We start from the raw sequence: 24,444 nt of genomic DNA, 5'->3' as shown, positions 1-24,444 counted from the left end.
CCCAACTCGTCGCGCATCATGGACGATGGACGGAACCTCCCCTACGGACCGCGCAGGAGCCGAACATGGCAGAGAGCGTGCCGGTGCGCTGCCCGGCGTGCCGCCGCGAGCACTGTTTCACCCCGCCGACCTTCCCCTGCGCGTGCGGAGCCCCGCTCACCCTGCCCGTACTGCCGGGCTGCATACCGGAGTTGCTGGAGCACCGCACCTGGCAGGAATCCTGGGTGACGGTACGGTGCCCGTCCTGCGACCGCCAGGACTCGTGGCCCGCGCCGGAGTTGGGCTGCGCCTGCGGCGCGGTCGTCCGGCTGCCCGTCACTCCGCCGCCGGGCCCCGACTGCCGGGACGCCGGTCTCGGCGCCGCCGCGGGCCCCGGCCGGACCCCGTCGCCCACCTCGGCCGTGCTGCGGCCCGCGTTCCACCCGGTCACCATCCGTACGGCGCGGGACGCGGTGACGGCCGCCGCGCAGTATCTGAAGTGGCTGGGCTTCGCGGGCGTCCGGCAGTCGCAGGACCGCGCGATATCCGGGGTGGACCTGCGGGGGCCGGGCATCATCGCCCAGGTCGACCCGACCACCCACCCCACCGGGCTGCGCGCCGTCGAATGCCTGTGGCTGCACGGCATGGGCGATGCGGCGCTCGGCGTCTTCTTCTCCCTCGCCGGATACGGCCGCGACGCGCGGCAGCGCGCCGACGACCTGCTGATCCCCCTCTTCGTCATGGACCTCACGGGCACCCCGCAGCCGGTCAACGACCCGGCGGACGACCTGATCCGGATGGGCCCGTGGCGCCCGCGATGACCATGCGGCCCCGGCGCTCCGCCCGCCGCCCCCCCCACCTGCCCCGACGCCGCGGCGCCGTCGCCGTAGCATGAGGCGCGTGGACCTCATGAACGACCCGTACGACCCGTACGACCTGCGCGACGGCGTGCCCTCCGTGGACGTCTTCCGCCGTCTGCGCACCGACGCCGGACTCTCCGACCGCGATCCCGAGGCGGTGGCGCTGGCGCTGCCCGGCACCTGGCACGGCGTCGTCCTCCACCACGAGGGCGAGCCCATCGGCATGGGACGGATCGTCGGCGACGGCGGTACCGCGTTCCAGATCGTCGATATCTGCGTGCACCCCGCGCACCAGGGGAAGGGCCTCGGCCGGCGCATCATGGCCGCGCTCACCGACGAGCTGGAGCGCCGGGCGCCCGCCACCGCGTACGTCTCGCTGATCGCGGACGGGCCGGCGCGCTTCCTCTACGAGAAGTTCGGCTTCGCCGACACCGCCGAGCACGGGTCGATCGGTATGTACCGCTTCACGCGGGGCGGTTGACGGTCCGCCGACGGGGCGGGCCGGCCTCCGGTGCAGCGTTCTCATCTCGGCCTCCCCCGTTCGGGTGATCGGTCCATCCGGGCTTTTCAGCCGCCCGGTTGAGGGAAAAGACCTGATCAGCTGCGTTGTCCGCAGCTCCCTCATCGTGTGGAAAGGAACCCGGCATGCCTCCTGTCGCTGTGGCGATCGAGACCGCCGAGGACGTCTTCGACCTCGACCTGCGTGAAGTGACCGAGCAACAAGAGGACGTCCACCCGATGGGCCTCACCGAGAAATTCAGCTTCTGCATGTGCACTCCCGGCGTGGTGTGACAGCCGGTCACACGACGCCGGGGGGAGCTGTTCGCGCACCCGCCCAGGCGGTGCTCCGGGCCGCCCCTCCGCTGCCGCGGGGCGGGCGGTCCGGTGCGCCCGGGGCCGTCACGTGTGGAGGGCGTCGCGGAGGGCGCGGACCTGGTCGGCGAGGTTGCGCTCGCTGATCCTGGCCTGCGGGAAGAGCAGGTCAAAGCCGTGTACGGCGCCGGGGACCTGGATGAATTCGGTGGTGACGCCGGAGGCGCTGAGGCGTTCGGCGTACTGCCGGCCCTCGTCGCGCAGCGGGTCGATCTCGGCGACGGCGATGAAGGTGGGCGGCAGGCCGCTGAGGTCGTCGGCGTGCAGCGGGGAGGCGTACGGGTCCAGGTTCTCGCCGCCGGTGTAGTACTCCAGGGCCAGTTCCAGCGCGCGGCGGTTGAGGACGGGCAGGTCGCCGGCGGTGCGCATCGAGTCGCTGGTGGCGGTGGTGTCGACGCCGGGGTAGGTGAGCGACTGGAAGATCACCTGGGGTCCGGCCAGGTCGCGGGCGCGCAGCACGGTGGAGGCCGCGAGGTTGCCGCCGGCGCTGCCGCCGGCGACGGCGATGCGCTCGGGGTCGCCGCCGATCTCGGCGGCGTGCTCGCCGATCCAGACGAGGGCGGCGTAGGCGTCGTCGGCGGGGGCGGGGAAGGGGTGTTCGGGGGCGAGGCGGTAGTCGACGGAGACGACGACGGCCTCGGCCTCGGCGGCGTAGCGCAGGGAGCGGCCCTCCTCGGCCTCGGGGGACCCGTAGGTGTAGGCGCCGCCGTGGATGTAGAGGATGACCGGGAGGATCTCGTCGGTGACGGGGCGGTAGACGCGCAGCCGCAGCTTGCCGCCGGGGCCGGGGATGAACAGGTTCTCGACCTGCACGCGGTCGTCGGCAGGGGTGTCGGGGAGGTCGCGCAGCACCGCGTAGCGGGCGGGGTCGGCGAGGACCTCGTCCAGGCCGTAGACGGGGAAGACGCCGGTGTCGGCGGTGTCGAGGAGGTTCTGGATCTCGGGGTCGACGGCGGGGTACGACATGGCGGTTTGCTCGCTTTCGTGCGTGTTCCGGAGGAAGCAACATCAGTTTCTCCAGTTCACGGACGCCGCAGAAGTGGCCCGAGGGCCATGATGTGAAACTATCGGGCCATGACTGTCACGGCCCCTCACCAGGTCACGGTGCTCGCCATCGCACCCGTGGTCGCCTTCGACCTCAGCATCCCGGCCCAGATGCTGGCCACCGTCCCGTCCGTCACGGACCAGGCGGCCTACCGGGTGCGGACCGCCACCCCGGACGGCTCCTCGGTGTCCACGGCGCACGGGTACGCCGTCACCCCCGAAGGCGATCTGTCCCTGCTGGAGGACGCCGACACCGTGATCGTCGCGGGCACCCGCTCCCCGGGCCTGCTCGACGAGGGGTTCCTGGACCCCCGCATCGCCGAGGCGCTGCGGGCGGCCCGCGACCGCGCCCGCATGGTGTCCCTGTGCACCGGGGCGTTCGCGCTCGCCGCCGCCGGTCTGCTGGAGGGGCGCCGGGCCGCGACGCACTGGCGCTACGCCGCCCACTTCACCCGGCTCTTCCCCGCCATCGCGCTCGACACCAACCCGCTGTACGTCGACGACCGCGGGGTCCTGACCTCGGCGGGCGGCGCGGCGGCCATCGACCTGTGCCTGCATCTGATCCGCGAGGACCACGGCAGCTCCGTGGCGAACCAAGTGGCCCGGTACAACGTCGTCGCGCCCATGCGGGAGGGCGGGCAGGCCCAGTACATCGACCAGCCCGTCTCGGAGGACGCGGGGACGTCGACGGCCGGGGCGCGCGCGCTGATGGCCCGGCACCTGGACCAGCGGCTGTCCCTCAGGGAGCTCGCGGCCCACTGCCACATGAGCGTGCGGACGTTCACCCGGCGGTTCCGGCAGGAGACCGGCCTGTCCCCCGCCGAATGGTTCACCTCCGCCCGCCTCAAGCACGCCCGCTACCTGCTGGAGTCGACGGACCTGCCGGTGGACGACATCGCCGCCGAGTGCGGCCTGGGCACCGGCACCAACCTGCGGCAGCACATGCGGATCAGCCTGGACACCACCCCTTCCGCCTACCGGCGCGCGTTCCGGTCGAGCGCCGGGCCCCGGCCCTGAGCGGGGATCGGGGGGGCGGCCGGGCCGTCGGGCGGCCACCTCAACACGCGGAAGAACTCGGTGAGGTCGTACGCGAGGGGCTCGGGCCCCTCGTGGGCGGCGAAGCGGGCGGCGAAGTGGCCGCCGCGCCCCCGCACCCGCCCGTACGGCAGCGGTACGCGCCGTCCCGGCCCGGCTACGCCTCCGGCCTCCCCGCCGCCGCCTCCGCGCGCAGTTCGATCTTGCGGACCTTGCCGCTGACCGTCATCGGGAAGGCGTCGAGGATACGCAGATAGCGCGGCACCTTGTAGTGCGCGAGCCGGCCCCGGCAGTAGCGGGCCAGCTCCTCGCGGCTGAGCGTCCCGGCCCGGTCGCGGAGTATGACGCAGGCCATGATCTCCTCGCCGTACTTCTCGTCGGGGACGCCGATGACCTGCACGTCCGAGATCTTGGGATGGGAGTGGAGGAACTCCTCGATCTCGCGCGGGTAGACGTTCTCGCCGCCCCTGATGATCATGTCCTTGATGCGGCCCACGATCACCACATAGCCGTCCTCGCGCATGACCGCGAGGTCCCCGGTGTGCATCCAGTGGCTGCGGTCGACGGACTCGGCGGTGCGCTCGGGCTCGTCCCAGTAGCCGAGCATCACCGAGTAGCCGCGGGTGCACAGCTCGCCGGCCTCGCCGCGCTCCAGGGTGACCCCGGTCGCCGGGTCCACGACCTTCACCTCGATGTGCGGCAGCACCCGGCCGACCGTGCCGGTGCGGCGCTCCAAGTCGTCCTCGCGCCGGGTCTGGGTGGAGACCGGCGACGTCTCGGTCATGCCGTAGCAGATGGACACCTCGGCCATGTTCATCTCGCCGACCACGCGCTTCATCACCTCGGCCGGGCACGGCGAGCCCGCCATGATGCCGGTGCGCAGCGTCGAGAGGTCGTACGTCGCGAAGTCCGGCAGTTCCAGTTCGGCGATGAACATGGTGGGGACGCCGTACAGCGCGGTGCAGCGCTCGCGTTCGACGGCGTGCAGGGTGGCGGAGGCGTCGAAGGACGGCGCGGGGATGACCACGCACGCGCCGTGGCTGGTCGCGCCGAGGTTGCCCATCACCATGCCGAAGCAGTGGTAGAAGGGCACCGGCAGGCAGATCCGGTCCCGTTCGGTGTAGCCGACGGTCTCCCCCACGAAGTAGCCGTTGTTGAGGATGTTGTGGTGGGAGAGGGTGGCGCCCTTGGGGAATCCGGTGGTGCCCGAGGTGTACTGGATGTTGACGGGGTCGTCGCAGGAGAGCTGCGCCTCGCGCTCGGCGAGCCGCTCGGTCGGCACCCCGGCCCCCGCCCGTATGAGGCCCTGCCAGGTCGGATCGTCGATGTAGACGACGTCGCGCAGCGCGGGACAGCGGGAGCGGACCTGCTCGACCATCCGCCGGTAGTCGCTGCTCCTGTGCTCGACGGAGGCGACCAGCACCTCGATGCCGGACTGCGCGAGCACGTACTCCAGCTCGTGCACGCGGTAGGCCGGATTGACATTGACCATGATCGCGCCGATCCGGGCGGTGGCGTACTGGACGAGCACCCACTCGGGGCAGTTGACCGCCCAGATGCCCACCCGGTCGCCTTTCGCGACGCCCTTGGCCAGCAGCCCGAGGGCGACCTCCTCGACGGCCTCGCCGAACTCCGCGTACGTCCAGCGGCGGCCGCTCGGGACGTCGACGAGCGCGTCCCGCCCGGCGAACCGCTCGACGGCGCGGGCCAGGTTCGCGCCGATCGTGTCGCCGAGCAGCGGGGCGTCGCCGGCCCCGCTCGCGTACGACAGGGAGCTCTGCGGTGCGCTCATCGGTGGTCCTCCTCTCGGAACTCCGCGCCGCCGCCCTGCGCCGTGCGCTCGCGCAGCTCGATGCGGCGGATCTTCCCGGAGACGGTCTTGGGCAGCTCCGCGAACTCCAGGCGGCGGATGCGCTTGTACGGCGCGAGAGCCGTCCGGGAGTGGGCGAAGATCGCCGTGGCGGTCTCGGGCCCCGGTTCCCAGCCCGCCGCGAGGACGATGTACGCCTTGGGCACCGCGAGCCGCAGCGGGTCGGGGGCGGGGACGACGGCCGCCTCGGCGACGGCCTCGTGCTCCAGGAGCGCGCTCTCCAGCTCGAAGGGCGAGATCTTGTAGTCGGACGCCTTGAAGACGTCGTCGGCGCGCCCGATGTAGGTGATGTAGCCCTCCTCGTCGCGCGAGCCGATGTCGCCGGTGCGGTAATAGCCGTCGGCCATCGCCTCGGCGGTGCGCTCCGGGTCGCCCTCGTACCCCGTCATCAGCCCGACCGGCCGGGCGGAGAGGTCGAGGCTGATCTCGCCCTCGTCGCCGGGCCTGCCGGTCACCGGGTCGAGGAGGGCGACGGTGAAGCCGGGGCTGGGGCGGCCCATGGAGCCGGACTTGATTCTCTGGCCGGGGCAGTTGGCGATCTGCACGGACGTCTCGGTCTGCCCGAACCCGTCGCGGATGGTCACGCCCCAGGCGCGCCGCACGGAGTCGATGACCTCGGGGTTGAGCGGCTCGCCGGCGGCGACGGCCTCGCGGGGCGGGGTGCGCAGCGCGCCGAGGTCGGCCTGGATGAGCATCCGCCACACGGTGGGCGGCGCGCAGAAGCTGGTGATGCCGCAGCGGTCCATCTCGGCCATGAGGCGGGCGGCGTCGAAGCGCGTGTAGTTGTGGACGAAGACGGTGGCCTCGGCGTTCCACGGCGCGAACAGGTTCGACCAGGCGTGTTTGGCCCAGCCGGGCGAGGAGATGTTGAGGTGGACGTCGCCGGGCCGCAGCCCGATCCAGTACATCGTGGACAGATGGCCGATGGGGTAGGAGACATGGGTGTGCTCGACCAGCTTCGGCTGGGCCGTGGTCCCGGAGGTGAAGTACAGCATGAGGGGGTCGGCGGCGAGGGTGGGCCCGTCCGGCTGGTACGCGCCGGGGCACTGGTAGGCGTCCTCGTAGGGGAGCCAGCCGCCGTCCGTGCTCCCCGGCCCGCCGCCGACGACGATCCGGGTGTAGTCGCCCGGCACGTCCGTGAACTTGTCGCGGTCCTCGGCCCGTACGAGCACATGGGCGGCGTGGCCGCGCTCGATGCGGTCGGCGAGGTCGGCGGTGCCGAGCAGCGGGGTGGCGGGGATGACGACGGCGCGCAGCTTCATCGCGGCGAGCGCGGTCTCCCACAGCTCGGCCTGGTTGCCGAGCATGACGACGATCCGGTCCCCGGCCCGTACGCCCTGGGAGCGCAGCCAGTTCGCGACCCGTCCGGAGCGGTCGCGCAGCGCGTCGAAGGAGAGCCGGGTCTCGCCGCCGTCCTCCTCCACGATCCACAGGGCGGTCCGCTCGTTGCCCTCGGCGATCCGGTCGAACCAGTCGAGCGCCCAGTTGAATTCCCGGGGGCGGGGCCACGAGAATCCGGCGCAGGCGGCCGTGTAGTCCTCCCGGTGCCCGAGCAGAAAATCCCGCGCCGCGCGGAACTCTTCGGTCACGTCGGTTGCCGTCACATGTCCTCCTCATTGCAGAACCCGCTCGTTAGCATCGTGCGACGAGTGATCTGAGTCTCACCACCCCCGGACGGGGGTGGCCGCAATCCGCGAATTCGGGAGAAGGCCGTGGCACATCCGGACGGGGCGACAGAGGTACGCGCGGCACTGCTGCGGATGCGCCGGTGCAGCGGGCTGCCGGTCGTCTTCGGCGGGCTGTTCGCGGGGCCGCGCCAGTTCCGGATCTCGGAGCTGGCCGGCACGGAGTCGGGGGCGCTGGGCGGGCTCGCCATCCGGCCGGGAGCGGGGCTCGGCGGCAAGGCCGCCACGCTGAGCCGGCCGCTGTCCGTGACGGACTACCACGCCTCGCGTGTGATCAGCCACGAGTACGACGCCGCGGTGGCCGCGGAGGGGCTGCGCTCGATACTGGCGGTGCCCGTGGTCGTACGGGGCCGGGTGCGGGGCGTCCTGTACGGGGCGCTGCGCCAGCCGCTCACGCTGGGCGACCGGCCGCTGTCGGCGGCGGTCGACGCGGCCCGCGAGCTGGAGCAGGCGCTCGCCGTGCGGGACGAGACGCGGCGGCTGCTGTCCATGGTCCGGCAGCCGTCGGCCGATCCGGCGGTGTGGGAGGAGGTGCGCGAGGCGCACGGCGATCTGCGGGTGCTGGCCCACCAGGTGACCGACCCCGGGCTGCGGCGGGAGCTGCTGGCGGCGTGCGGCCGGCTGGCGGCGGCCTCGGGCGCCGTGCCGGAGCGGGGCCGGCCGGCGGTGGAGCTGTCGCCGCGCGAGGTGGACGTGCTGACGCAGGTGGCCGCGGGCACGACGAACGCGGGCGCGGCGGAGCGGCTCGGGCTGCGGCCCGAGACGGTCAAGAGCTATCTGCGGTCGTCGATGCGGAAACTGGGCGCGCACACCCGGCTGGAGGCGGTCGTGGCGGCCCGTCGGGCGGGGCTGCTGCCGTGACGCGCGGGGCGTGACGGTGCGCCGCCGGGTCCGGTGGAGCAGTGGTGCGCGGTGGCTCACGGTGAGGTGCCGCCCTGGGGTGACCGTCGTCGGCGCGCCACCATGGGGTGAACGCACCGCGAAATGACGACTCGTTCGAGTGAACTTGCCCGAGGAGGTGACCCGACCCCCGTGACGGGTCACCCCCTCGGTTCTCACACCTGGTACGTCACAGCCCGGCCAGCCGTTCAAAGGGGAACGGCGGCTGGGCCAGTGGGCGGACCGCGAGCCGTGTGAGCGGCAGCGCGTTGTCGTCGCCCGCCGTCCGGTTGGCGTGCAGAACGCCGCAGCCGGAGCAGCGGTGGACGATCACCCACTCGCCGTCCTTGCGGACGGATATGGCGAGCGGCTCCATCCGCGCACCGCAGTCGGCCGCCCGGTCGCCGGGGGTGTCGTCGAGGTGACGGCTCCACAGGCAGTTGGGGCAGTGATTGCGGTGGCTGGTGCCGGCGGCGCTCATCGGTACGTCGAGGCCGCAGTTGAGGCAGCGGAAGGAAAGGACACGCGCTTGCTTGGCGGTGGTGCGCGGTTCGCGGTGATCGCGATATTCACGGAATTCATTGGCGCTGTCGCTGTCGCGGTATTCGCGGTGGTCGCGGCGGTCACGACGTTCTTGTCGGTCACGGCGTTCTCGCCTGTCGCGACGTTCTTGTCGGTCGCGGTGTCCATGCTGGTCGTGGTGTTCATGCTGGTCGCTGTGGTCGCGGGACATGGTGAAGAGGACTCCTGGCTGCTGCGAGCTGACGGGACCGTACGATCACCGCTCGCGCCCGAGGAGTACGTGCCGTGTCAGCCCTGCCGCGGGGGCAGCGCCGACGGTGCGGAACGTCCTCGATGACGAGAGCGGTTCCGCGGGGCCCCGGGCATACAACACCACCTCTTCCGCACCGCCCCGGCCGAGTTGCCGGGGTCGCGTGTCGTCCTCGATGAAAACCGGTGCCCCCGCATCCCGGCAACAGGTTTTCGGCGGAGGCGACAGGAGGCGGCAGGAGGGCCGGCGGGGGTGGGGCTACCGGGCGTCCAGGCCGAGGAGCCCGGCGACGGCGGGCGCGTACAGGTCGGTCACCTCGTCCGCGGTGAGGTCGGCGACGACGGGGACGCGCAGGAGATAGCGGGTGAGGGCGAGGCCGAGGAGCTGGGAGGAGAGCAGCCCGAGGCGGCGGTCGTCCGTGACGGCGGCGAGCGCGGGAGCGACCTGACCGGTGAGGAGGCCGCGTACGCGCTCGGCGGCCCGTTCGTTGGTGACGGCGCAGCGCAGCAGGAGCAGCAGCGCGTCGTCGGTGGGGTCGCCCTCCCAGCGGTCGAGGAAGTGGCGCACGAGCCGCCGCGGGATGTCGGCGCGGGGCACGTCCCGCAGGTCGGGCAGGCGCAGGTCGATGGCGAGGGCGGCCTCGAAGAGCCGGTCCTTGCTGCCGTAGTAGCGCATGACCATGGCGGGGTCGATACCGGCGTCGGCGGCCACGGCGCGGATGGTGGTGCGTTCGTACCCGTGCTCGGCGAAGCGGCGGCGGGCGGCGTCGAGGATGGCGGCGCGCGTGCCGTCCGACCGCCGCACGGCACGGTCCTCGCGCTCGCCGCGCCCGTCGCTCCCGGTCTGTGTCGTCACTCCACCGACTGTAGGCCAACGGCCGTTGACAGGTCACCGGCCGGGGGGGCGGGGCCGCGCTCCGGCCTCTCCGGAGCCCCGTGGTCCGGCGTTCCCCGGGCCCCGTGGGGCGGGCCTCCCGCGCCCTTGTGCGTCTTCGACGTCAACGGCCCGTCAAATCAGCGTGAAGGGGAATCAACAGCATGTCAGGGCCCGGTACCGGGCCGCCGCGGGCGGCCTAGCGTGTGGAGTGCACTGTTCCGACGCCTTGCAAGGACCGTCATGCATATCAGCCGCACCCCCGCCGACACGTTCACCGCCGAGCCGCGCTCCGCCGGCTCCCCCTGCGCCGCGGAGGACGGCGAGCCCTCCGATAGTCGCGCGGCAGGACCGCTGTACGTACCCGTGCGGACCTGCCCCGCCGGCTTCGCCCTGCGCGTCTTCCGCACCCCGCTCGGCACCCGAACCGCCGTCGCCTTCACCTCCAGGCGGCGGCTCTCGCACGTCCTGGGCCCGCAGCAGCCCTTCATCCGGCTCGCCCGGCCCGCCGTGCTGGCGCTGGCCGAACCCCTCGGCATCGCACGGCTCTCGGTGGACCCGCTGCTCACCGCCCGCCCCCCGAAGGCGCGGCAGGCGGAGCCAGGCCCGAAGCCGCGTGCGCCCCGGCGGCCCTCCTGGGACCCGGACGCGGCCGGCGCGCTGCGCGTGACCGGCGCGGCGGCGGCCGTGGCCGCCCTCCAGGCATTCCTCACCTGAGCCGAACGCTCCCCGCCCGCCGCTCGCCGCTCGGCGCTTGCTCCCATGGCCCCGGCACCCGGTATGTCCCCGGCTGCTCGCGCGTTCCCGGCCGCCCGTGTGCCCCGGCCCCCCCCCACGCGGGGGCCCGGCCACGCGCCCGGTCCCCCTCCGCACGCCCGCCCCTACCCACCCGCTCGACGGCCCCCGCAGCGGTCCCCCGCTCCCTCCGCTCTGCCCCCGAAGGAGGCACTCCCATGTCTCTGTCACTCGCGCCCGTACCCACGCCGCTGTCCCCGCCGCCCGCCGACGTGGACGCGGCGGCCTCACCGTGGCCCGCGTCGACGCGGGTCCTGCCGTCGGGCGACCTCGCCGTCGGCGGCGTCGCGCTCGCCCGTCTCGCGGACCGCTTCGGCACCCCCGCCTACATCATCGACGAACAGGAGGTACGGGCGCGGGCCCGCGCCTGGCGGGCGGCGCTCCCGGACGCCGAGGTCGCGTACGCGGGCAAGGCGTTCCTCTCCCGCGCCATGGTCCGCTGGGTCGAGGAGGAGGGGCTGTCCCTCGACGTGTGTTCGGCGGGCGAGCTGGAACTGGCCGCCCACGCGGGGTTCCCGGCCGCCCGGCTCGTCCTGCACGGCAACGCCAAGAGCCCCGCCGACCTGCGTACCGCCCTGCGGCTGGGCGTCGGCCGGATCGTCATCGACTCCACCGGGGAGATCGCCCGGCTCGCCGCCCTGGTGCCCGCGGGCAGCCGGCAGCGGGTGCTGGTGCGCGTCGTGCCCGGCGTGGAGGCGGGCGCGCACGCGGCCGTACGGACCGGGGTGGAGGGCCAGAAGTTCGGGCTTCCGGTGGCGGGCGGCGAGGCGGCGGACGCCGTCGCGCGCATTCTCGGCCAGCCCCGGCTGGACCTGGTCGGGCTGCACTGCCACCTCGGCTCGCAGATCGCCGGCCTGGACCCGTACGTCACGGCCGTACGGCGGCTGGTGCCGCTGCTCGCCGAGATCCGCGGCCGGCACGGCGTGACGCTGCCCGAACTGGACCTCGGCGGCGGCTTCGCGATCCCCTACCGCGCGGGCGAACCGACCGTGGACCCGCGCGCGTACGCGGACCGGGTAGGCGGTGAACTCGCCCTGCGATGCGCGGAGTTCGGGCTCCCCGTGCCCCGGCTGGCGATCGAGCCGGGCCGGTGGATCGCCGGCCCGGCGGGCGTCGCGCTGTACCACGTGCTGTCCGTCAAGCACACCGGCGACCGCACGTTCGTCGCCGTCGACGGCGGCATGAGCGACAATCCGCGTCCCGCCCTGTACGGGGTCCGCTACACCGTCCGGCTGGTGGGCCGCGCCTCCGACGCGGCTCCCCGCGCCGTGACGGTCGTCGGCCGGCACTGCGAGGCGGGCGACGTCCTCGCCGAGGGCGTCCAGCTGCCCTCGGACATCCGCCCCGGCGACCTCCTCGCCGTCCCGGCCGCCGGCGCGTACCACGTCTCCATGGCCTCGGGGTACAACCTCGTGGGCCGGCCGCCCGTGGCCGCCGTCCGCGACGGCCACGCCCGGCTGCTCGTACGCCGCGAGACGCTCGCGGACCTGCGGAGCCGCGACGTCGGCGAGTGAACGGGACCGCGGCCGGGACGCGCGCACGCCGGCCCCCGGCCGCGGTCCGCCCCTCTTTCGCGGTCGCGTGATTGCGCACGTATATCCTGCATTGTGCTCCAGCGGTCCGAAGCGGTCCGGTCACAGCGCGGGCCGGGCGGCGGCGTCCGCCCGGTGTGCCCGCCGATGTCCCAGCGACCGCGACCGTGAAGGAATCCCGATGCCCGACCGCCGGAAACCGCCCCGGAAGACGGGGGCCTCCATCAAGAAGCACGGCTGGCTCCGGCCCGCCGGCTCGCCGGGAGCGACCGCGGCGACCGGAGCGCCGGGCGCGCCGGAGGGCCCGCCGGCGGACGGCGAACCCCGCGCGGCGGAGCCGACGGGCCGGGGCAGCATCGTGCAGGCGGCGGTCTACCGGGACGGCCACCGCGTCGCGACCCCGGCCACCCTCGCCGAGACCTACCGGCAGCTGCACGCGGAGCCGTCCGGCATGGCGTGGATCGGGCTGCACCGCCCCAGCGAGGCCGAACTGGTCTCGCTGGCCGAGGAGTTCGACCTGCACCAGCTGGCGGTGGAGGACGCGCTCGAAGCGCACCAGCGCCCGAAGCTGGAGCGGTACGGCGAGACGCTCTTCGTCGTGCTGCGCGCCGCCCGCTACCTCGACGCCCCGGAGGAGGTGGACTTCGGCGAGCTGCACGTCTTCGTCGGCCCGGACTTCGTCATCACCGTCCGGCACGGCGCGGCCCCCGACCTGTCCACCGTGCGCAGCCGCATGGAGGCCACGCCCGAGCTGATGGCGCTGGGCCCGGAGGCGGTGCTGTACGCGATCCTCGACGCGGTCGTCGACGGCTACGCGCCGGTCGTGGAGGGCGTGCAGAACGACATCGACGAGATCGAGACCGAGGTGTTCGGCGGCGACCCCGCCGTGTCGCGGCGCATCTACGAACTCTCCCGCGAGATGGTCGAGTTCCAGCGCGCCACCCGTCCGCTGGTGGGGATGTTGCGGGGGCTGATGGCGGGGTTCACGAAGTACGGCACGGACGAGGAGCTGCAGCGCTATCTCCGCGACGTCGCCGACCACGTCACCCACACCAGCGAGCGCGTCGACGGCTTCCGGTCGGCGCTCGCCGACATCCTCGCCGTCAACGCGACGCTGGTCACCCAGCAGCAGAACGCCGAGATGCGGGCGCTCGCCGAGGCCGGTTTCGAGCAGAACGAGGAGGTCAAGAAGATCTCCAGCTGGGCGGCCATCCTCTTCGCGCCGACCCTCGTCGGCACGATCTACGGCATGAACTTCGACCATATGCCGGAGCTGCACTGGCTGCTCGGGTATCCGTTCGCGATCGGCCTGATGGCGCTGGTCTGCGTGAGCCTGTACTTCATCTTCAAGCGGCGCGGCTGGCTGTGACGCCGTGACGCGTACGGGCCGGCCGCGCCGCTCGGGGACCTGGCGGGGCGTCAGCGGCCTGCCGGGGCCTTCTCGCAGGTGGTGTCCTTCGCGGGCAGCCGGCCGGTGCTCAGGTAGTCGTTGACCTGCCGGTCCACGCAGGCGTTCTGGTACGTGCCGTAGACGCCGTGCACCCGCGCCTTGAGGGTGATGAGCCGGGAGTTCGGCATCTTGCGGTGCAGGCCCTGGCCGTTGGCGTAGCTGGTGCGCGGGTCGCCGGTGGACTGGACGATGAGGCCGGGCACATCATTGCCGGAGAGCATCGGCGGCTCGGCCGGCTTGCCGCCGGGCCAGAACGCGCAGGGGGACACGCCGTTGGCGAGCGGCCCGTACAGCGGGTTCTTCGCCCGGCTCGCCTCGACGTTCTTCCGGTACCAGGACAGGTCACGCGGGGCCTGCCGGTCCGCGCATATCAGGGACATCTGGAGGGAGTTCTGGTTGTCCATCGCCGCGTCAGGCCTGCCGAACGCGGCGGCCAGCGCCTCGGTCGGCTCCACGGTGCGCCCCTGGGCCGCGTCGTACAGGATCCGGATGTTCTTCGCCGCCTCGGCGAAGTCCCGGTCGTCGGACATCATCATGGCGTACGCGGCCGGCACCTGCTGGCCGTCGGCGGTGTACGGGCCGACCTTCAGGGGCTCGCGGGCGGCTTGGCGGGCTATGCCCTCGACGGTCGCGCGCACCTTGGCGGGGGTGTCGCCGAATCCGTAGGCGCTGTTCCGGGGAGCCGCCCAGCGCGCCCAGGCGTCCATGAACTCCTCGTTGACCCGCCCCATGTCCCGGAACGCCTGGACGCCGTACCGGCCGGGGTCCATGGCGCTGTCCAGGAGCAGCCGGTCGACATGGCCGGGGAACATGTTCGCGTAGACCGCGCCCAGGTAGGTGCCGTAGGAGACGCCGAAGTAGGAGGTCTTGCGCTCCCCCAGGACTGCGCGGAGCAGGTCCATGTCGCGGGCGGTGTTGCGGGTGGTGAAGTGCCGCGGATACGCCATCTTCTTCCCGTATTTTTGCTGACAGGACGCCATGAGGCGCTGCTCGTAGCGGGCTTGGGCGCGGAATCCGGCGTCGTCGTAGCCGGCCGAGCGGAGCCAGTGGCCGCTGGTGCCGCAGTGCAGCGGGCTGCTGCGGCCGACACCGCGCGGGTCCATGCCGATCAGATCGTAGCGGGCGGCGAGTTTCTCGCCCATGGCGGCCCGTGATTCGAGGGGCATGTCGAGGGTCGGGCCGCCGGGGCCGCCGGAGTTGTGCATCATCAGCCCGACGCGGTGGCGGGTGTCGGTCGCCTTGATCCGGGAGAAGCCGACGGACAGCGTGGGTCCGTCGGGCCGGCTGTAGTCCAGCGGCACGCGGATCGACGCGCACCGCGCCCCGGCCTGGTCGAGGTCCTTGACGCCGCATTTCTCCCAACGCACTTTCTGCTGGGTGAACTTGTCGATGCCGGAGGGCTCTTGGCGCTGCTGGGCGGAGGCCGTCTGCACGGGGGCGAGCAGTCCGGCGGCGGTGGCCGCGGCCAGCGCGGCGACGGCCGCGGTGCGGCGCAAGGGTCGCAGTCTCTTCATGGAGGGTGTTCTCCTTGTGGGGATCATCAGTTGACAGGCCATCACTTGACGCGTGGTCAGCGGGTGGCAGCGGCCTTCGGTACGAGCTGGAAGATGCGGTCGACCGCGTCCACGACCGCCTGGGAGGCGTCCTCGCGCCGGGGGACCTCGTTGACGGCGACGAACACGGCCCGGCCGTCCTCGGTGACCCCGCCGCGGGTGCGGGTCCCGTCGACGGTGCCGCCGTGGCCCCAGTACCGGCCGCCGGCGCCCCCGGCGATCGGGTAGCTCGCCAGCCCCAGCCCGTACTCGGCGCCGCGGGCGATGTCGGCGGGCATGGTGTCGCGCATCCGCGCGAGCTGCGCGGGCGGCAGCAGCTCCCCGGCCAGCTGGGCGGAGTAGAGCGTGGTGAGGTCCTGTGCCGTGGACACCAGGGCTCCCGCCGAGCCGATGACCGAGGTGTTGATGAAGGTGATCTCCCGGTGGCCGCCGCCCGCCACCGTCGCGTACGCCTTCGGGTGCGGGCCGCGCAGCCGCTGCTCGGGCCAGCGCGGCCAGTAGGTGTGCGGGAGCCCCAGCGGCGCGATGACGCGCCGCTCCACCTCGTGCTCGTAGCCGTGCCCGGTGACGCGCTCGATGACCATGCCGAGCAGGATGTAGTTGAGGTTGCAGTAAGACCACCGCTCGCCGGGCGGGAACTCCGGCGGCTGGGTCAGGATGCGCCGGGTCACCTCCTCGGGGGTGAAGTATCCGGGGGTCTCGTCGGTCAGGTCCTCGGGGAAGTCGGGCAGGCCGCTGGTGTGCTGGAGCATCTGGTGCACGGTGATGCGGCGGCCGTCGTTGCCGTGGCCGCGGACCACGCCGGGCAGATAGCGCTCCACCGGCGCTTCCAGCCGCACCCGTCCCTCCGCCGCCAGTTGCAGCACGACCGTGGCGATGAACGTCTTGGTGTGGCTGGCCACCCGCAGCCGGGAGCGGTGCGGGTAGGGGTGGCCCGAGGCCAGGTCGCCGGCCCCGGCGCCCACTTCTCGCACCCGGCCGTCCGCGTCGGTGATCACCGCTTGCGCGCCGGGCAGCCCCTCGGCCTCGATCAGACCGGCCAGCACCCCGCGCACCGCCGCCAGGTCGGGCGCGGCCCGGCTGCCGGGCGGGCGCGGCGGCGCGGCGTGCGCCGCGCCCAGTCCGGACCCCGCGCCCAGCGCGGCCACGGCCGCTACGGACGTACCGCGCAGGATCTGGCGGCGGGTGACGGACGACCGCGAGGCGACCGCCGGGGCAGGCGTGTTCGAAGGTTCTCTGCGAACTGCTGTCATGCCTCAGCAGCCTCCAGCACCCCCGGCGCGCCGCCAATGGGGCCCGCTCCCCGGCATCGGGTGCACCCAAGTCGGCTTCGAATGGTGGGGGTTACCCGATTGCGCGGAGCCCGCCGCGCCCTCCGGCGCCCCCGCGCCGCGCCGACGTGCGAGGGGGCCGGACAATGGGGCCATGGCTTCTGTCGCACCGCCCCCGCACCCGGACGACCGGCCCCCGGCCGGGGCCGCCCACCCCGTTCCCGATGCCGCGTCCTATCTGTCCGGAACGTGGACGGTGGACCGGGAACTGTTCGACCTGAGCGCGGGCACGAGCGGCCGCTTCCACGGCATGGCCGTCTTCCGCCCCGCGGACGAGGGGGGCGGCGACGGCGACGGGGTGCTGCTGCATATCGAGGAGGGCGAGCTGACCTGGGGCGGCGCGGTGAGCCCCGCGAGTCGCACCCTGCGGCTGTCCCCCCGGCCGGACGGCACGGCGGAGGTGGCGTTCGCCGACGGCCGCCCGTTCCACGACCTCGATCTGCGCACCGGCGTCTGGGACGCGCGGCACCCCTGCGTCGACGACCTGTACGAGGGCGGGTTCACCGTCGTCTCGCCGGACGAGTGGCGGGTGAGCTGGCGGGTGGGCGGCCCGGCCAAGGACCAGCTGCTGCGCTCCGTCTACCGGCGGCGCGGGACCGGCGCGCCGGACCGTCCGTAGCGTCGGCCCGGCCGTACGGCAGCCGGCCCGGACCGGCGCGCGAAGAGACCGGGCGGGCCGTTGCGGCCCGCCCGGTCCGAGGCCACGCGCCCCTTCCCGCCCCGCGGCCGGGGTGCCGGCCGCCGGGGGGTCAGGCCGTCTGCCGGTCGGCGCTCATTTCCGCGATGAGGCTCTTCGGCCGCATGTCGGTCCAGTTCTCCTCGATGTACGCGATGCACGCGGCCCGGGTGTCCTCGTCGTGCGCGATGTCCCAGCCGTCGGGCACCTCGGCGAAGGCGGGCCACAGGGAGTGCTGCCCCTCGTCGTTGACGAGCACCAGGAAAGTGCCGTTCTCGTTGTCAAACGGATTGGTCATGATTCAGTCCTTTTCGGTGGCGGTGGCGATGATGGTGACCGTGGCGCCGGCGATGGTCATGGAGGCGGCCGTTCCCGGCGCCCGCGTGCGCGGGCCGGGTACGCCCCTCACGCCGACGGCGCCGTGGAGTCGGAGAGCGCGTGCTGCCGCTCCACCGCCTCGTACAGCGCCTTGATGTTGTTGCTGCCGAACGTGCGCGCCCCGCGCCGCTCGATCAGCTCGTAGAACAGAGTCCGCCGCGGATGCCGGGACTCGCTGAAGATCTGGAACATCGCGCCCGAACTGTCCCGGTCGGCGAGGACGTTGAGCTCCCGCAGCTCCGCCACGGGTACGGACAGGTCGCCGACCCGCTCCGTGAGCGTGTCGTAGTACGCGGCCGGGGTGGACAGGAAGCGCGCGCCCCGGTCGGAGGCGGAGCGGACCGCCCGCGTGATGTCGCCGGTGAGGAAGGCCACGTGCTGGACGCCCGCGCCGCCGTGCGCGGACACGAACGCGTCGATCTGTCCCAGCTCGCGGGTGATGTCGGGCTCGATGAGGGTGAGCGTCACCTTCTCCGAAGCGCTCTGCACCACCTTCGAGTCCATGGCCTGGTGCCCCACCACGATCCGCTCCTCGAAGGTCTGGGCGAACCCGAAGACCTCCTGGTAGTGGCGTACGGCGTGCTCGAGTTCGCCCGCGGGCAGGCAGACCGCTATGTGGTCCACGGTCTCGAACAGCGCCGTACGGGCCGGGGCGGCGGGCCCGCTCTCCTCGATCAGGCCGGGCGCGAAGGGCGCGCCCCGCGCCTCGCGGGAAGTGAAGCGGTGCTCCACGTCCCCGAATCCGAGCACCGACGCGAAGGCCACGCGGTTGCCCGCGGCGCCGAGCACCGTCGGCGGTGCGGTCGGCACGGCGCCGCGCTCCACGGCCTCGGAGAACGCGGCGTCCGCGTCGTCGACTTCGAGTCCGATGACCGCGACCCCGTCGCCGTGCCGGTCCACGTACTCGCCGGCCGGGTGGCCGCCCGGCAGCGCCGACGTCACGAGGAGGGCGATGTCCCGCTGCCGGAGCAGGACCGTCCGGCAGTTGCCCAGGCCGGTGTCGGGGCCGCCGCGTCCGCGCACGGTGAATCCGTACGCGTCGCGCAGGTGGGCGGCCGTCTCCTCGGCGTCCTCGACGTACAGCTCAAGATGGTCTATCGCATGAACGTCCATCCAAATTCCCCCATGTGTGAGCCTCTTCCCCATGTGTGCACCTTCTTGCGGACCGGGGGCCGGGGGCCGGGGGCCTGAGAGCGGGGGCAGGGGATCGGGACCACAGACCACGGGTCGCAGACCACGCACCGCGGACCGCTGCTCCGGCGCGCGCTTCCTGCCCCGCGCGCCGGTCCCGTCCGCCCGTCGCGCCCCGGAACGACGACCGCCGTCCAACCGGCCGACTCCCGCGCTTGGACGCCGCGCCGGAGAGCCTCCGGCGCGATTCCCCGATTCCCCGATTCCCCCGATGTCCCGATTCCCCCGCTGTCCCGATGTCCCGATGCCCCCGATTCCTCACATCCCCCTGGCTCCCGAGCCGCCGTCCCCCGGCCGCCGGAGAGCTATACGGTCTCGGCCACCCGCCGCTCCACGCGGAGGGCGAACTCCGCCCACAGCCCCGCGCATTCGCCGGCCAGATGAGCCACGATGTTGCTGCAGTGCGGCGGAATGTTGTCGATGATCTCCTCCCACTCCTCGGCGCTGACCGTGTGGATGGCGAGCAGCCGCAGCAGGGTGCGCCCCGTCTCGCTCATCCGCAGCGCCGGATCCGCCTTGAGCCGCTCCACGGTCGCCGTGCGGTCCTGCACCGGCGCGCGCTGCGGTACCGTCCCGGTGCCGAACCCCTTGCCCGTACTGACCTGCGCCGTCGCCCGCGCGGCGACGCGCCCCTTGCCGCGCGGCTTGGGCAGCGGGTCCTCGCCCCGGCGCAGCCGGTTCCGTACGTCGCGGGCCGTCTCGGGGGATATCCCGGCCGCCCGCGCGATCTGCCGCAGCGAGAGGGTGGGGTTCTCCGCGATGACCTCGCTGGCGAGCCTGCGCCCCTCGGTGCCGTTGACCGGGCGGATGCGTCCGTCCTGGCCGATCCGGCTGCTCACCGCGGTCAGTCCGCCCGTACGGCGCCTGCGGATCTCGGCGACCGTGCCGGGGGCTATGCCCGTGACGGAGGCGACGATCCGGTCCGACCACTGCGGGTGCGAGTCGATGATGCGCCCGGCCGCGCGCTTCCGGTCCGCGAGGGACAGCGGGAGGCCGTGCGCGATGTTCGACTCGACGGCCAGCACGAAGGCGTCGGCCTCGTCGCCGTCGAAGAATCTGACCGCGATCTTGTCGTGGCCGCAGAGCATGGCGGCCCGCAGCCGGTGCACTCCGTCGATCACCCGCATCGTCGCGCGGTGCACGATGATCGGCGGCAGCTCGGTCTGCGCCACCGTCAGCGCCTTGACGTGTTCCGGATCTTCCCCGGAGATCCTCGGTGAATCGGCCACTGAGAGCGCGCTGATCTCCACTCCGACGGCCATCTGCTGATCGAATCGCACCTGCCCCGGCTCCAACGCCAGCTCCTCACGATCTGATTTCCCCCGTGCGCAGGTGAGCGTCGGCACGCCCGAGGCGTGCGTCGGCGCACCTGGCGACTCATGCGAGGCCGCCGCGCAGCGCTCCCCCGCTGGTCTGCCCCGGCGTATGGCGCCGCCCTGCCGGTCAGACATCGGCCCGGCCGTACTGCCGGACGGGCCCGGTCAGGGCCCGCCGTGCCGGTACGGGCTGTCGGTCGTCGTGCCCGCCGTGCGCCCCGTACCCGCCGTACTCGCCGTACTCGCCGGCCATGATCTGGAATTCGATACGCGCTTCCGGGGTCGGATCTCCCGGTCCCCCTGGTTCCCCCGCGAAGGCGGATGTATGAAGGAACACATCCTCACCGTCGCCGTCTGCCGCGGTGCGGCCGAAACCGCGTATCGCGCGTATCCCGTCGAATTGCAGGATTCCGTCCGTCGCCAAACCCACGCGCCCTCCCCCCGTTGCCCCGCCATGCGTCAAGTGCCGTGTACCGGCGGCGAATTTCCCCTATTCGGACTCCGACTCTAACAGCGTCTTTACCGGTCAGGCACCCCTATCCGAAGCCGCCGGACTCGTGGTGCCATGATTCGCTTATCCGGGGCAGTTGCCGGAGGGGACAACTCGGTACTGCATTATGCGTAAGGAACTTCTGGCGGCGGGCCCACTGTCGTCGGCTTGCCGGGGTATTCGCCGCCCGGGGGCCTCCTCCGCCGGGACGACGCGACCCCTGAGAGCCGCCGCCCCGCTTTCACCCGCGGCCATGTCACCGTCATCCGGCGGACCGCCCCGGTCTTTCCGGTACGGACCATCCGGCGCTGCTCGACCCGCTACGACCAGCGGGGACGCGGGGTCGTCGCGGGCACGTCAGTAAAGGTATAGGCCATCGAGAATCACGGTCCAGAGCCGTGCGGAAATCCGGCGCCGACGGCCCGATGAAATCATGAGTTCGGATTCGGTACCCCTATCGGGGAATATGCGAGGCACCGGGTAATCTCCCCGGAAGCTTTGGCCGCACAATCAACGGAACGTGCCCGGTGTGCTCGGGTCCCCATGCCGGCGATACTGGAAGAACTCCTGGTGGACGCCGTATCGACCAGGAATCGGACGGCGTCGCCCGGTCTTCGACCGCCCTCTCGTGGCCGGTTCCCCCGCCGGCCTGCGGGCCCGGTCCGGCGGGGTACCCCTACCGGCCGGTCGCCGGCGGGCGGTTCGAGGAGCGCGAGTGCCGCCGGGATGTGCAAGGAGCGAAACGGCGGACGCCGATGAATCCGGGGTAAACAGCTGTACGAGCGCCCCCGGCGCGCCGTCCCGCGCCGTTCAACGCGCCACGAGTTCCGGAGTGTTTTTTCGAGTGCTCTCCTGGTGAATTCCGCGCGTTTCCCCCACGGATTCCACCGTTCCGGCCGTTTCGGTCTAGACCGCGCGGAGCCGGTCACGGGCGGCGCCATTGCCGCCGCCGTCCGAGTCGCCCGGCCCCCCGACGTCGAGTCTGAGCTTCGGCGCGAGGTCCGTGCGGCGCTGGACGTCGAGCTTGCGGTAGACGCGGGTCAGATGCTGCTCGACGGTGCTGACGGTGATGAACAGCTTGCCGGCTATCTGCCGGTTGGTGTGCCCGCGGGCGGCGAGCGTGGCCACCCGCAGCTCCGCGTCGCTGAGTTCGACGGGCTGCCAGCCGGTGCCGGGCGACCACTGCCGCCCCGCGAGCGGCAGGGAGGCACCGGCGTCGGCGGCGGCGGTCTCGTACGCGGGCGGCTCGGCGCCGCTCTCGCGCATCAGCTGCTGCGCCTTGCGCGCGAGCGTCCGCGCCCGGCCCTCGTCGCCGAGGTCCCGGTGCGCGCGGGCCAGCGCGTCCATCGCGCGGGCCAGCTCCAGCCGGTGGCCGCGCTCCCGGAGGATCTCCACGGCCTCGCCGAGGAGCCGGGGCCGCCGGCCGGGCTCGGCGACGGCCGCGAGCACCCGCAGCGAGACCCCGCGCGTCCAGGACCGCCCCGCGCCGTCCCGCGCCAACTGCTCCTCGGCGAGCGCCCGAGCGCGCCGGTGGTCGCCCAGCGCCAGATACGCCTGGGCGGCGTCGGTGCGCCACGGTACGAGCGCGGGGAGGTCGCGGTCCCAGCCGGACATCAGGTCCCCGCAGGAGCGGAAGTCGTCGAGCGCTGCGTACGGGCGTCCCGCGGCCAGGTAGAAGTGGCCGCGCGCCCAGAGGTAGAGGAGCCCGCCGGGGCTGTGGAAGGCCGCGTCGGGCACGGGGATGCTCAGGTGCGCCGCCGCCTCGTCGAGGCGGCCCATCGCGGTCTTGGCGTACAGCAGGGCGGCGACGGGCGTGGCGATGGCCGCCCCCCATTCCTCGGGGGAGACGAGGGTGAGCGCGGTGTGCGCCGACTCCTCCGCCGCGGCGAGCCCGCCCAGCCTGATCTCGACGAGCGCCTTGGCCCCGGCGAATATCGACTGCCACATCGGGGCCCGCCGCTCCGTCGCCTCCTTGAGCAGGGCGTCGCACCAGGAGCCGGCCCGGTCGAGGGCGTCGGCGAAGATGAGCGCGGCCAGGGCGGCGGTGACGGCGGGCAGCGTACGGTCGTCCAGCCGGGTGTCCCGCAGCAGCCGCTCCGCGCGCAGCACCACGTCGCCGCCGGAGCCCCGGTCCAGCGCGCCGTCCAGCAGGGAGACGGCCTGCTGCTGGGCGCTCTGCGCCGGGGTGAGGTCGCGCCGGCCGGCGGGCCCGCCGGCCGCACGGGCCGGGAGGCCGGAGAGCCCCGGATAGCTGTAGGCGGCCCAGAGCCGGAGGAAGCCCAGCTCGCGCGGTTCCTCGCCGTCCGCCGCGGACCCGCCGTGCTTGTCGACGGCGTCGAGCACGTCGACGGCCGTGCCCACCTGTCCGAACCAGAGCAGATAGCCCACCAGTGCTCTGGCGTCCCGGCTGTCCAGGCGCCCGGCGAGCGCGGCCGCGGTGAGTCCGGGCAGGTACTGGACCGCCGCGGACGGGCTGACGCGCCAGCCGGTGCGCAGCAGCGCGGACCGGATGGCCAGGGTCCGCGCCTCGTCGGAGCAGGCGTCGTGGGCGACGCGCAGGCAGTCCAGGGCGAGTCCGGTCTCGTCGTCGGCCAGCGCCTCCTCGGCCGCCGCCAGCAGGGTGGGCAGCGCCCACGGTTCGTCGATCGGCTCGGCCACGATCAGATGCCGCGCCAGTGCGGCCGGCGGCTCCCCGTGTTCGTACAGCACGCGGGCGGCGCGGGCCTCCAGCCGGGCGCGGTGCGCGGGTTCCATGCTCCGCAGCACGGCGGCCCGGCCCGCTTCGTGGCGGAACCAGCCGCAGCTGAGCAGCCCCATCTCGGTCAGCGCGGTGAGGCTGCGGCCGACCGGTTCGGGGCCGGTGTCCAGGACGTCGGCGAGTTCGGGGTGGGTGGCGCGCGGGCCGAGGACGGCGAGCGCCCACGCGGTGCCCCGGGTCGCGGCGTCGCTGCGGTAGAGGCAGGCCGTGATGGCCTGCTCGAACGCCTCGCCCGGCACCAGTTCGGCGGACCGGGCCCGGTCGGAGGCGTGGTAGTCCTCCAGCAGCGCCCGCAGCAGCAGCGGGCTGCCGCCGCTCAGCCGGTGGAAGTCGGAGACCAGGGGGCGGGCCCGCCAGCCCTCCTGGCCGGCGGCGATCATCTCGGTCACGCCGCGCCAGGGCAGCAGGTCGAGCCGCAGCGGGCGGCAGTTGGGGCGGCGCAGCAGCTCGGTCCGGAACCGCGGGTCCTTGGAGGGGAAGCTGCTGCTCTCGCCGAGGACGACCAGCATGCGGCTGACGTCCAGCCGGCGCGTCAGGTAGAGGACGCACTCCAGGGAGTGGGCGTCGGCGTGGTGCACGTCGTCGACGACGATCACCACGGGGCGCTTGCGGGCCTGGGCGAGCAGGATGCCGCAGAGCCGGGGGAAGACGTTGATGGCGACTTCGGCGGGGACGGTGCCCTCGGCGCCGCGCACCGGCGCGGCGGCCGCGACCAGGTTCAGCAGCCGGGCGGCGCGGTCGGCGTCGGCGCCGGGCAGGTCCGCGCCGAGCAGCAGCTGCCGCAGCACGCCGAGGGGCTGGTCGTGGGCGGCCCCGGCCGCCGTGGCGCGCAGCAGCAGCGCGCCGGTCTCCGCGGCGCGTTGCCCGAACGCGCGCAGCAGTGCCGTCTTTCCGCTGGCCACCGGACCGCTGACCCAGGCCACCCCGCCGTGCCCGGCCGCGCAGGCGTCGAGCATGTTCCCCATCGCCGCAAGCTCTTTGTCGCGTTCCACCAACCTCATGAGCTGGTTTCACCCCCGAGTGCTGACTGCCGATCCGTGCTGTGTCCCTGTGTCGCGCGCGTGCCCGCCGCTCCGGCGGCGCCGTCCGCGGCGGAACGCACAG

21 protein-coding genes and 1 pseudogene are annotated in these 24,444 nt (G+C 73.4%); 9 read left to right on the top strand and 13 right to left on the bottom strand.

Features of this window, described 5'->3' with window-relative positions; all coding sequences use genetic code 11:
* Positions 1–65 precede the first annotated feature (65 nt).
* The 3 genes from AB0I49_RS02255 to AB0I49_RS02245 all read left to right on the top strand — a co-directional run bounded on the left by AB0I49_RS02255 (position 66) and on the right by AB0I49_RS02245 (position 1,631).
* Positions 66–800, top strand: coding sequence for a hypothetical protein (locus AB0I49_RS02255; RefSeq protein ID WP_363224842.1), 735 nt, complete (start codon positions 66–68; stop codon positions 798–800).
* An 88-nt stretch (positions 801–888) separates the two neighbouring features.
* A complete protein-coding gene (locus AB0I49_RS02250) occupies positions 889–1,320 on the top strand; it encodes a GNAT family N-acetyltransferase (protein ID WP_363224964.1) in 432 nt (143 codons plus the stop codon).
* Positions 1,321–1,484: 164 nt separating this feature from the next.
* Positions 1,485–1,631 (top strand): hypothetical protein, encoded by a 147-nt coding sequence (locus tag AB0I49_RS02245; protein WP_363224841.1) that lies wholly within the window; start codon positions 1,485–1,487, stop codon positions 1,629–1,631.
* Between the two features lie 108 nt (positions 1,632–1,739).
* Here the strand turns inward: AB0I49_RS02245 and AB0I49_RS02240 are convergent, their stop codons facing one another.
* The gene (locus tag AB0I49_RS02240) at positions 1,740–2,678 is read right to left on the bottom strand and encodes an alpha/beta hydrolase (protein WP_363224840.1); all 939 of its coding nucleotides are present in this window, start codon (positions 2,676–2,678) and stop codon (positions 1,740–1,742) included.
* 108 nt (positions 2,679–2,786) lie between these two features.
* Between AB0I49_RS02240 and AB0I49_RS02235 the strand changes: the two genes are divergently transcribed.
* Positions 2,787–3,773, top strand: a complete 987-nt coding sequence (locus AB0I49_RS02235; protein WP_363224839.1) for a helix-turn-helix domain-containing protein — start codon at positions 2,787–2,789, stop codon at positions 3,771–3,773.
* Between the two features lie 175 nt (positions 3,774–3,948).
* Here AB0I49_RS02235 and AB0I49_RS02230 read toward each other — a convergent pair whose 3' ends face one another.
* Both AB0I49_RS02230 and AB0I49_RS02225 read right to left on the bottom strand, forming a co-directional pair.
* A complete protein-coding gene (locus tag AB0I49_RS02230; RefSeq protein ID WP_363224838.1) occupies positions 3,949–5,583 on the bottom strand; it encodes an AMP-binding protein in 1,635 nt (544 codons plus the stop codon).
* The gene (locus tag AB0I49_RS02225) at positions 5,580–7,265 is read right to left on the bottom strand and encodes an AMP-binding protein (protein WP_363224837.1); all 1,686 of its coding nucleotides are present in this window, start codon (positions 7,263–7,265) and stop codon (positions 5,580–5,582) included. The genes AB0I49_RS02230 and AB0I49_RS02225 overlap by 4 nt, the downstream gene beginning before the upstream one ends.
* A gap of 156 nt (positions 7,266–7,421) precedes the next feature.
* Between AB0I49_RS02225 and AB0I49_RS02220 the strand changes: the two genes are divergently transcribed.
* The gene (locus tag AB0I49_RS02220; protein WP_363224963.1) at positions 7,422–8,207 is read left to right on the top strand and encodes a LuxR C-terminal-related transcriptional regulator; all 786 of its coding nucleotides are present in this window, start codon (positions 7,422–7,424) and stop codon (positions 8,205–8,207) included.
* 208 nt (positions 8,208–8,415) lie between these two features.
* Here AB0I49_RS02220 and AB0I49_RS02215 read toward each other — a convergent pair.
* The 3 genes and pseudogenes from AB0I49_RS02215 to AB0I49_RS02205 form a co-directional block, all read right to left on the bottom strand.
* Positions 8,416–8,742: pseudogene (locus tag AB0I49_RS02215) on the bottom strand (RNHCP domain-containing protein); the annotation flags it as partial.
* Positions 8,703–8,933 carry a hypothetical protein gene (locus tag AB0I49_RS02210; RefSeq protein ID WP_363224970.1) on the bottom strand — a complete coding sequence of 77 codons (231 nt, stop codon included), beginning with the start codon at positions 8,931–8,933 and terminating at the stop codon, positions 8,703–8,705. The gene AB0I49_RS02210 and the pseudogene AB0I49_RS02215, both read right to left, overlap by 40 nt.
* A gap of 322 nt (positions 8,934–9,255) precedes the next feature.
* Positions 9,256–9,852 (bottom strand): TetR family transcriptional regulator, encoded by a 597-nt coding sequence (locus tag AB0I49_RS02205; protein WP_363224836.1) that lies wholly within the window; start codon positions 9,850–9,852, stop codon positions 9,256–9,258.
* Between the two features lie 261 nt (positions 9,853–10,113).
* Here AB0I49_RS02205 and AB0I49_RS02200 point away from each other — a divergent pair, with 261 nt between their 5' ends.
* The 3 genes from AB0I49_RS02200 to AB0I49_RS02190 all read left to right on the top strand — a co-directional run bounded on the left by AB0I49_RS02200 (position 10,114) and on the right by AB0I49_RS02190 (position 13,566).
* Positions 10,114–10,587 carry an SAV_915 family protein gene (locus AB0I49_RS02200; protein ID WP_363224835.1) on the top strand — a complete coding sequence of 158 codons (474 nt, stop codon included), beginning with the start codon at positions 10,114–10,116 and terminating at the stop codon, positions 10,585–10,587.
* Positions 10,588–10,823: 236 nt separating this feature from the next.
* Entirely contained in the window at positions 10,824–12,179 is a 1,356-nt protein-coding gene (lysA, locus tag AB0I49_RS02195; RefSeq protein ID WP_363224834.1) for a diaminopimelate decarboxylase, read from the top strand.
* Between the two features lie 199 nt (positions 12,180–12,378).
* The gene (locus AB0I49_RS02190; protein WP_363224833.1) at positions 12,379–13,566 is read left to right on the top strand and encodes a magnesium and cobalt transport protein CorA; all 1,188 of its coding nucleotides are present in this window, start codon (positions 12,379–12,381) and stop codon (positions 13,564–13,566) included.
* A gap of 50 nt (positions 13,567–13,616) precedes the next feature.
* On the opposite strand, the gene AB0I49_RS02185 is transcribed toward AB0I49_RS02190, so the two are convergent.
* The gene (locus AB0I49_RS02185) at positions 13,617–15,161 is read right to left on the bottom strand and encodes an alpha/beta hydrolase (RefSeq protein WP_363224831.1); all 1,545 of its coding nucleotides are present in this window, start codon (positions 15,159–15,161) and stop codon (positions 13,617–13,619) included.
* A 56-nt stretch (positions 15,162–15,217) separates the two neighbouring features.
* The gene (locus tag AB0I49_RS02180) at positions 15,218–16,453 is read right to left on the bottom strand and encodes a serine hydrolase domain-containing protein (protein WP_363224830.1); all 1,236 of its coding nucleotides are present in this window, start codon (positions 16,451–16,453) and stop codon (positions 15,218–15,220) included.
* 172 nt (positions 16,454–16,625) lie between these two features.
* Between AB0I49_RS02180 and AB0I49_RS02175 the strand changes: the two genes are divergently transcribed.
* Positions 16,626–17,150 carry a DUF6314 family protein gene (locus tag AB0I49_RS02175; protein WP_363224829.1) on the top strand — a complete coding sequence of 175 codons (525 nt, stop codon included), beginning with the start codon at positions 16,626–16,628 and terminating at the stop codon, positions 17,148–17,150.
* Positions 17,151–17,280: 130 nt separating this feature from the next.
* Here the strand turns inward: AB0I49_RS02175 and AB0I49_RS02170 are convergent, their stop codons facing one another.
* The 5 genes from AB0I49_RS02170 to AB0I49_RS02150 form a co-directional block, all read right to left on the bottom strand.
* On the bottom strand, positions 17,281–17,505 hold the full coding sequence (locus AB0I49_RS02170; RefSeq protein ID WP_363224828.1) for an MbtH family protein: 225 nt from the start codon (positions 17,503–17,505) through the stop codon (positions 17,281–17,283).
* 107 nt (positions 17,506–17,612) lie between these two features.
* Entirely contained in the window at positions 17,613–18,698 is a 1,086-nt protein-coding gene (gene hppD, locus AB0I49_RS02165) for a 4-hydroxyphenylpyruvate dioxygenase (RefSeq protein ID WP_363224827.1), read from the bottom strand.
* Between the two features lie 383 nt (positions 18,699–19,081).
* On the bottom strand, positions 19,082–20,056 hold the full coding sequence (locus AB0I49_RS02160; protein WP_363224826.1) for a ParB N-terminal domain-containing protein: 975 nt from the start codon (positions 20,054–20,056) through the stop codon (positions 19,082–19,084).
* Between the two features lie 163 nt (positions 20,057–20,219).
* Positions 20,220–20,345: a hypothetical protein gene (locus AB0I49_RS02155; protein ID WP_363224825.1), complete on the bottom strand. Its 126-nt coding sequence runs from the start codon at positions 20,343–20,345 to the stop codon at positions 20,220–20,222.
* 1,143 nt (positions 20,346–21,488) lie between these two features.
* Positions 21,489–24,341, bottom strand: coding sequence for an AAA family ATPase (locus AB0I49_RS02150; RefSeq protein ID WP_363224824.1), 2,853 nt, complete (start codon positions 24,339–24,341; stop codon positions 21,489–21,491).
* Between the last annotated feature and the right edge of the window lie 103 nt (positions 24,342–24,444).

Origin of the sequence: Streptomyces sp. NPDC050617 (genome assembly GCF_040654795.1) — a bacterium.
In the GTDB taxonomy this organism is placed as follows: Bacteria; Actinomycetota; Actinomycetes; order Streptomycetales; family Streptomycetaceae; genus Streptomyces.
Note: the sequence above shows the minus strand (reverse complement) of the source record. Positions and strands in the feature narration are given on the sequence as shown.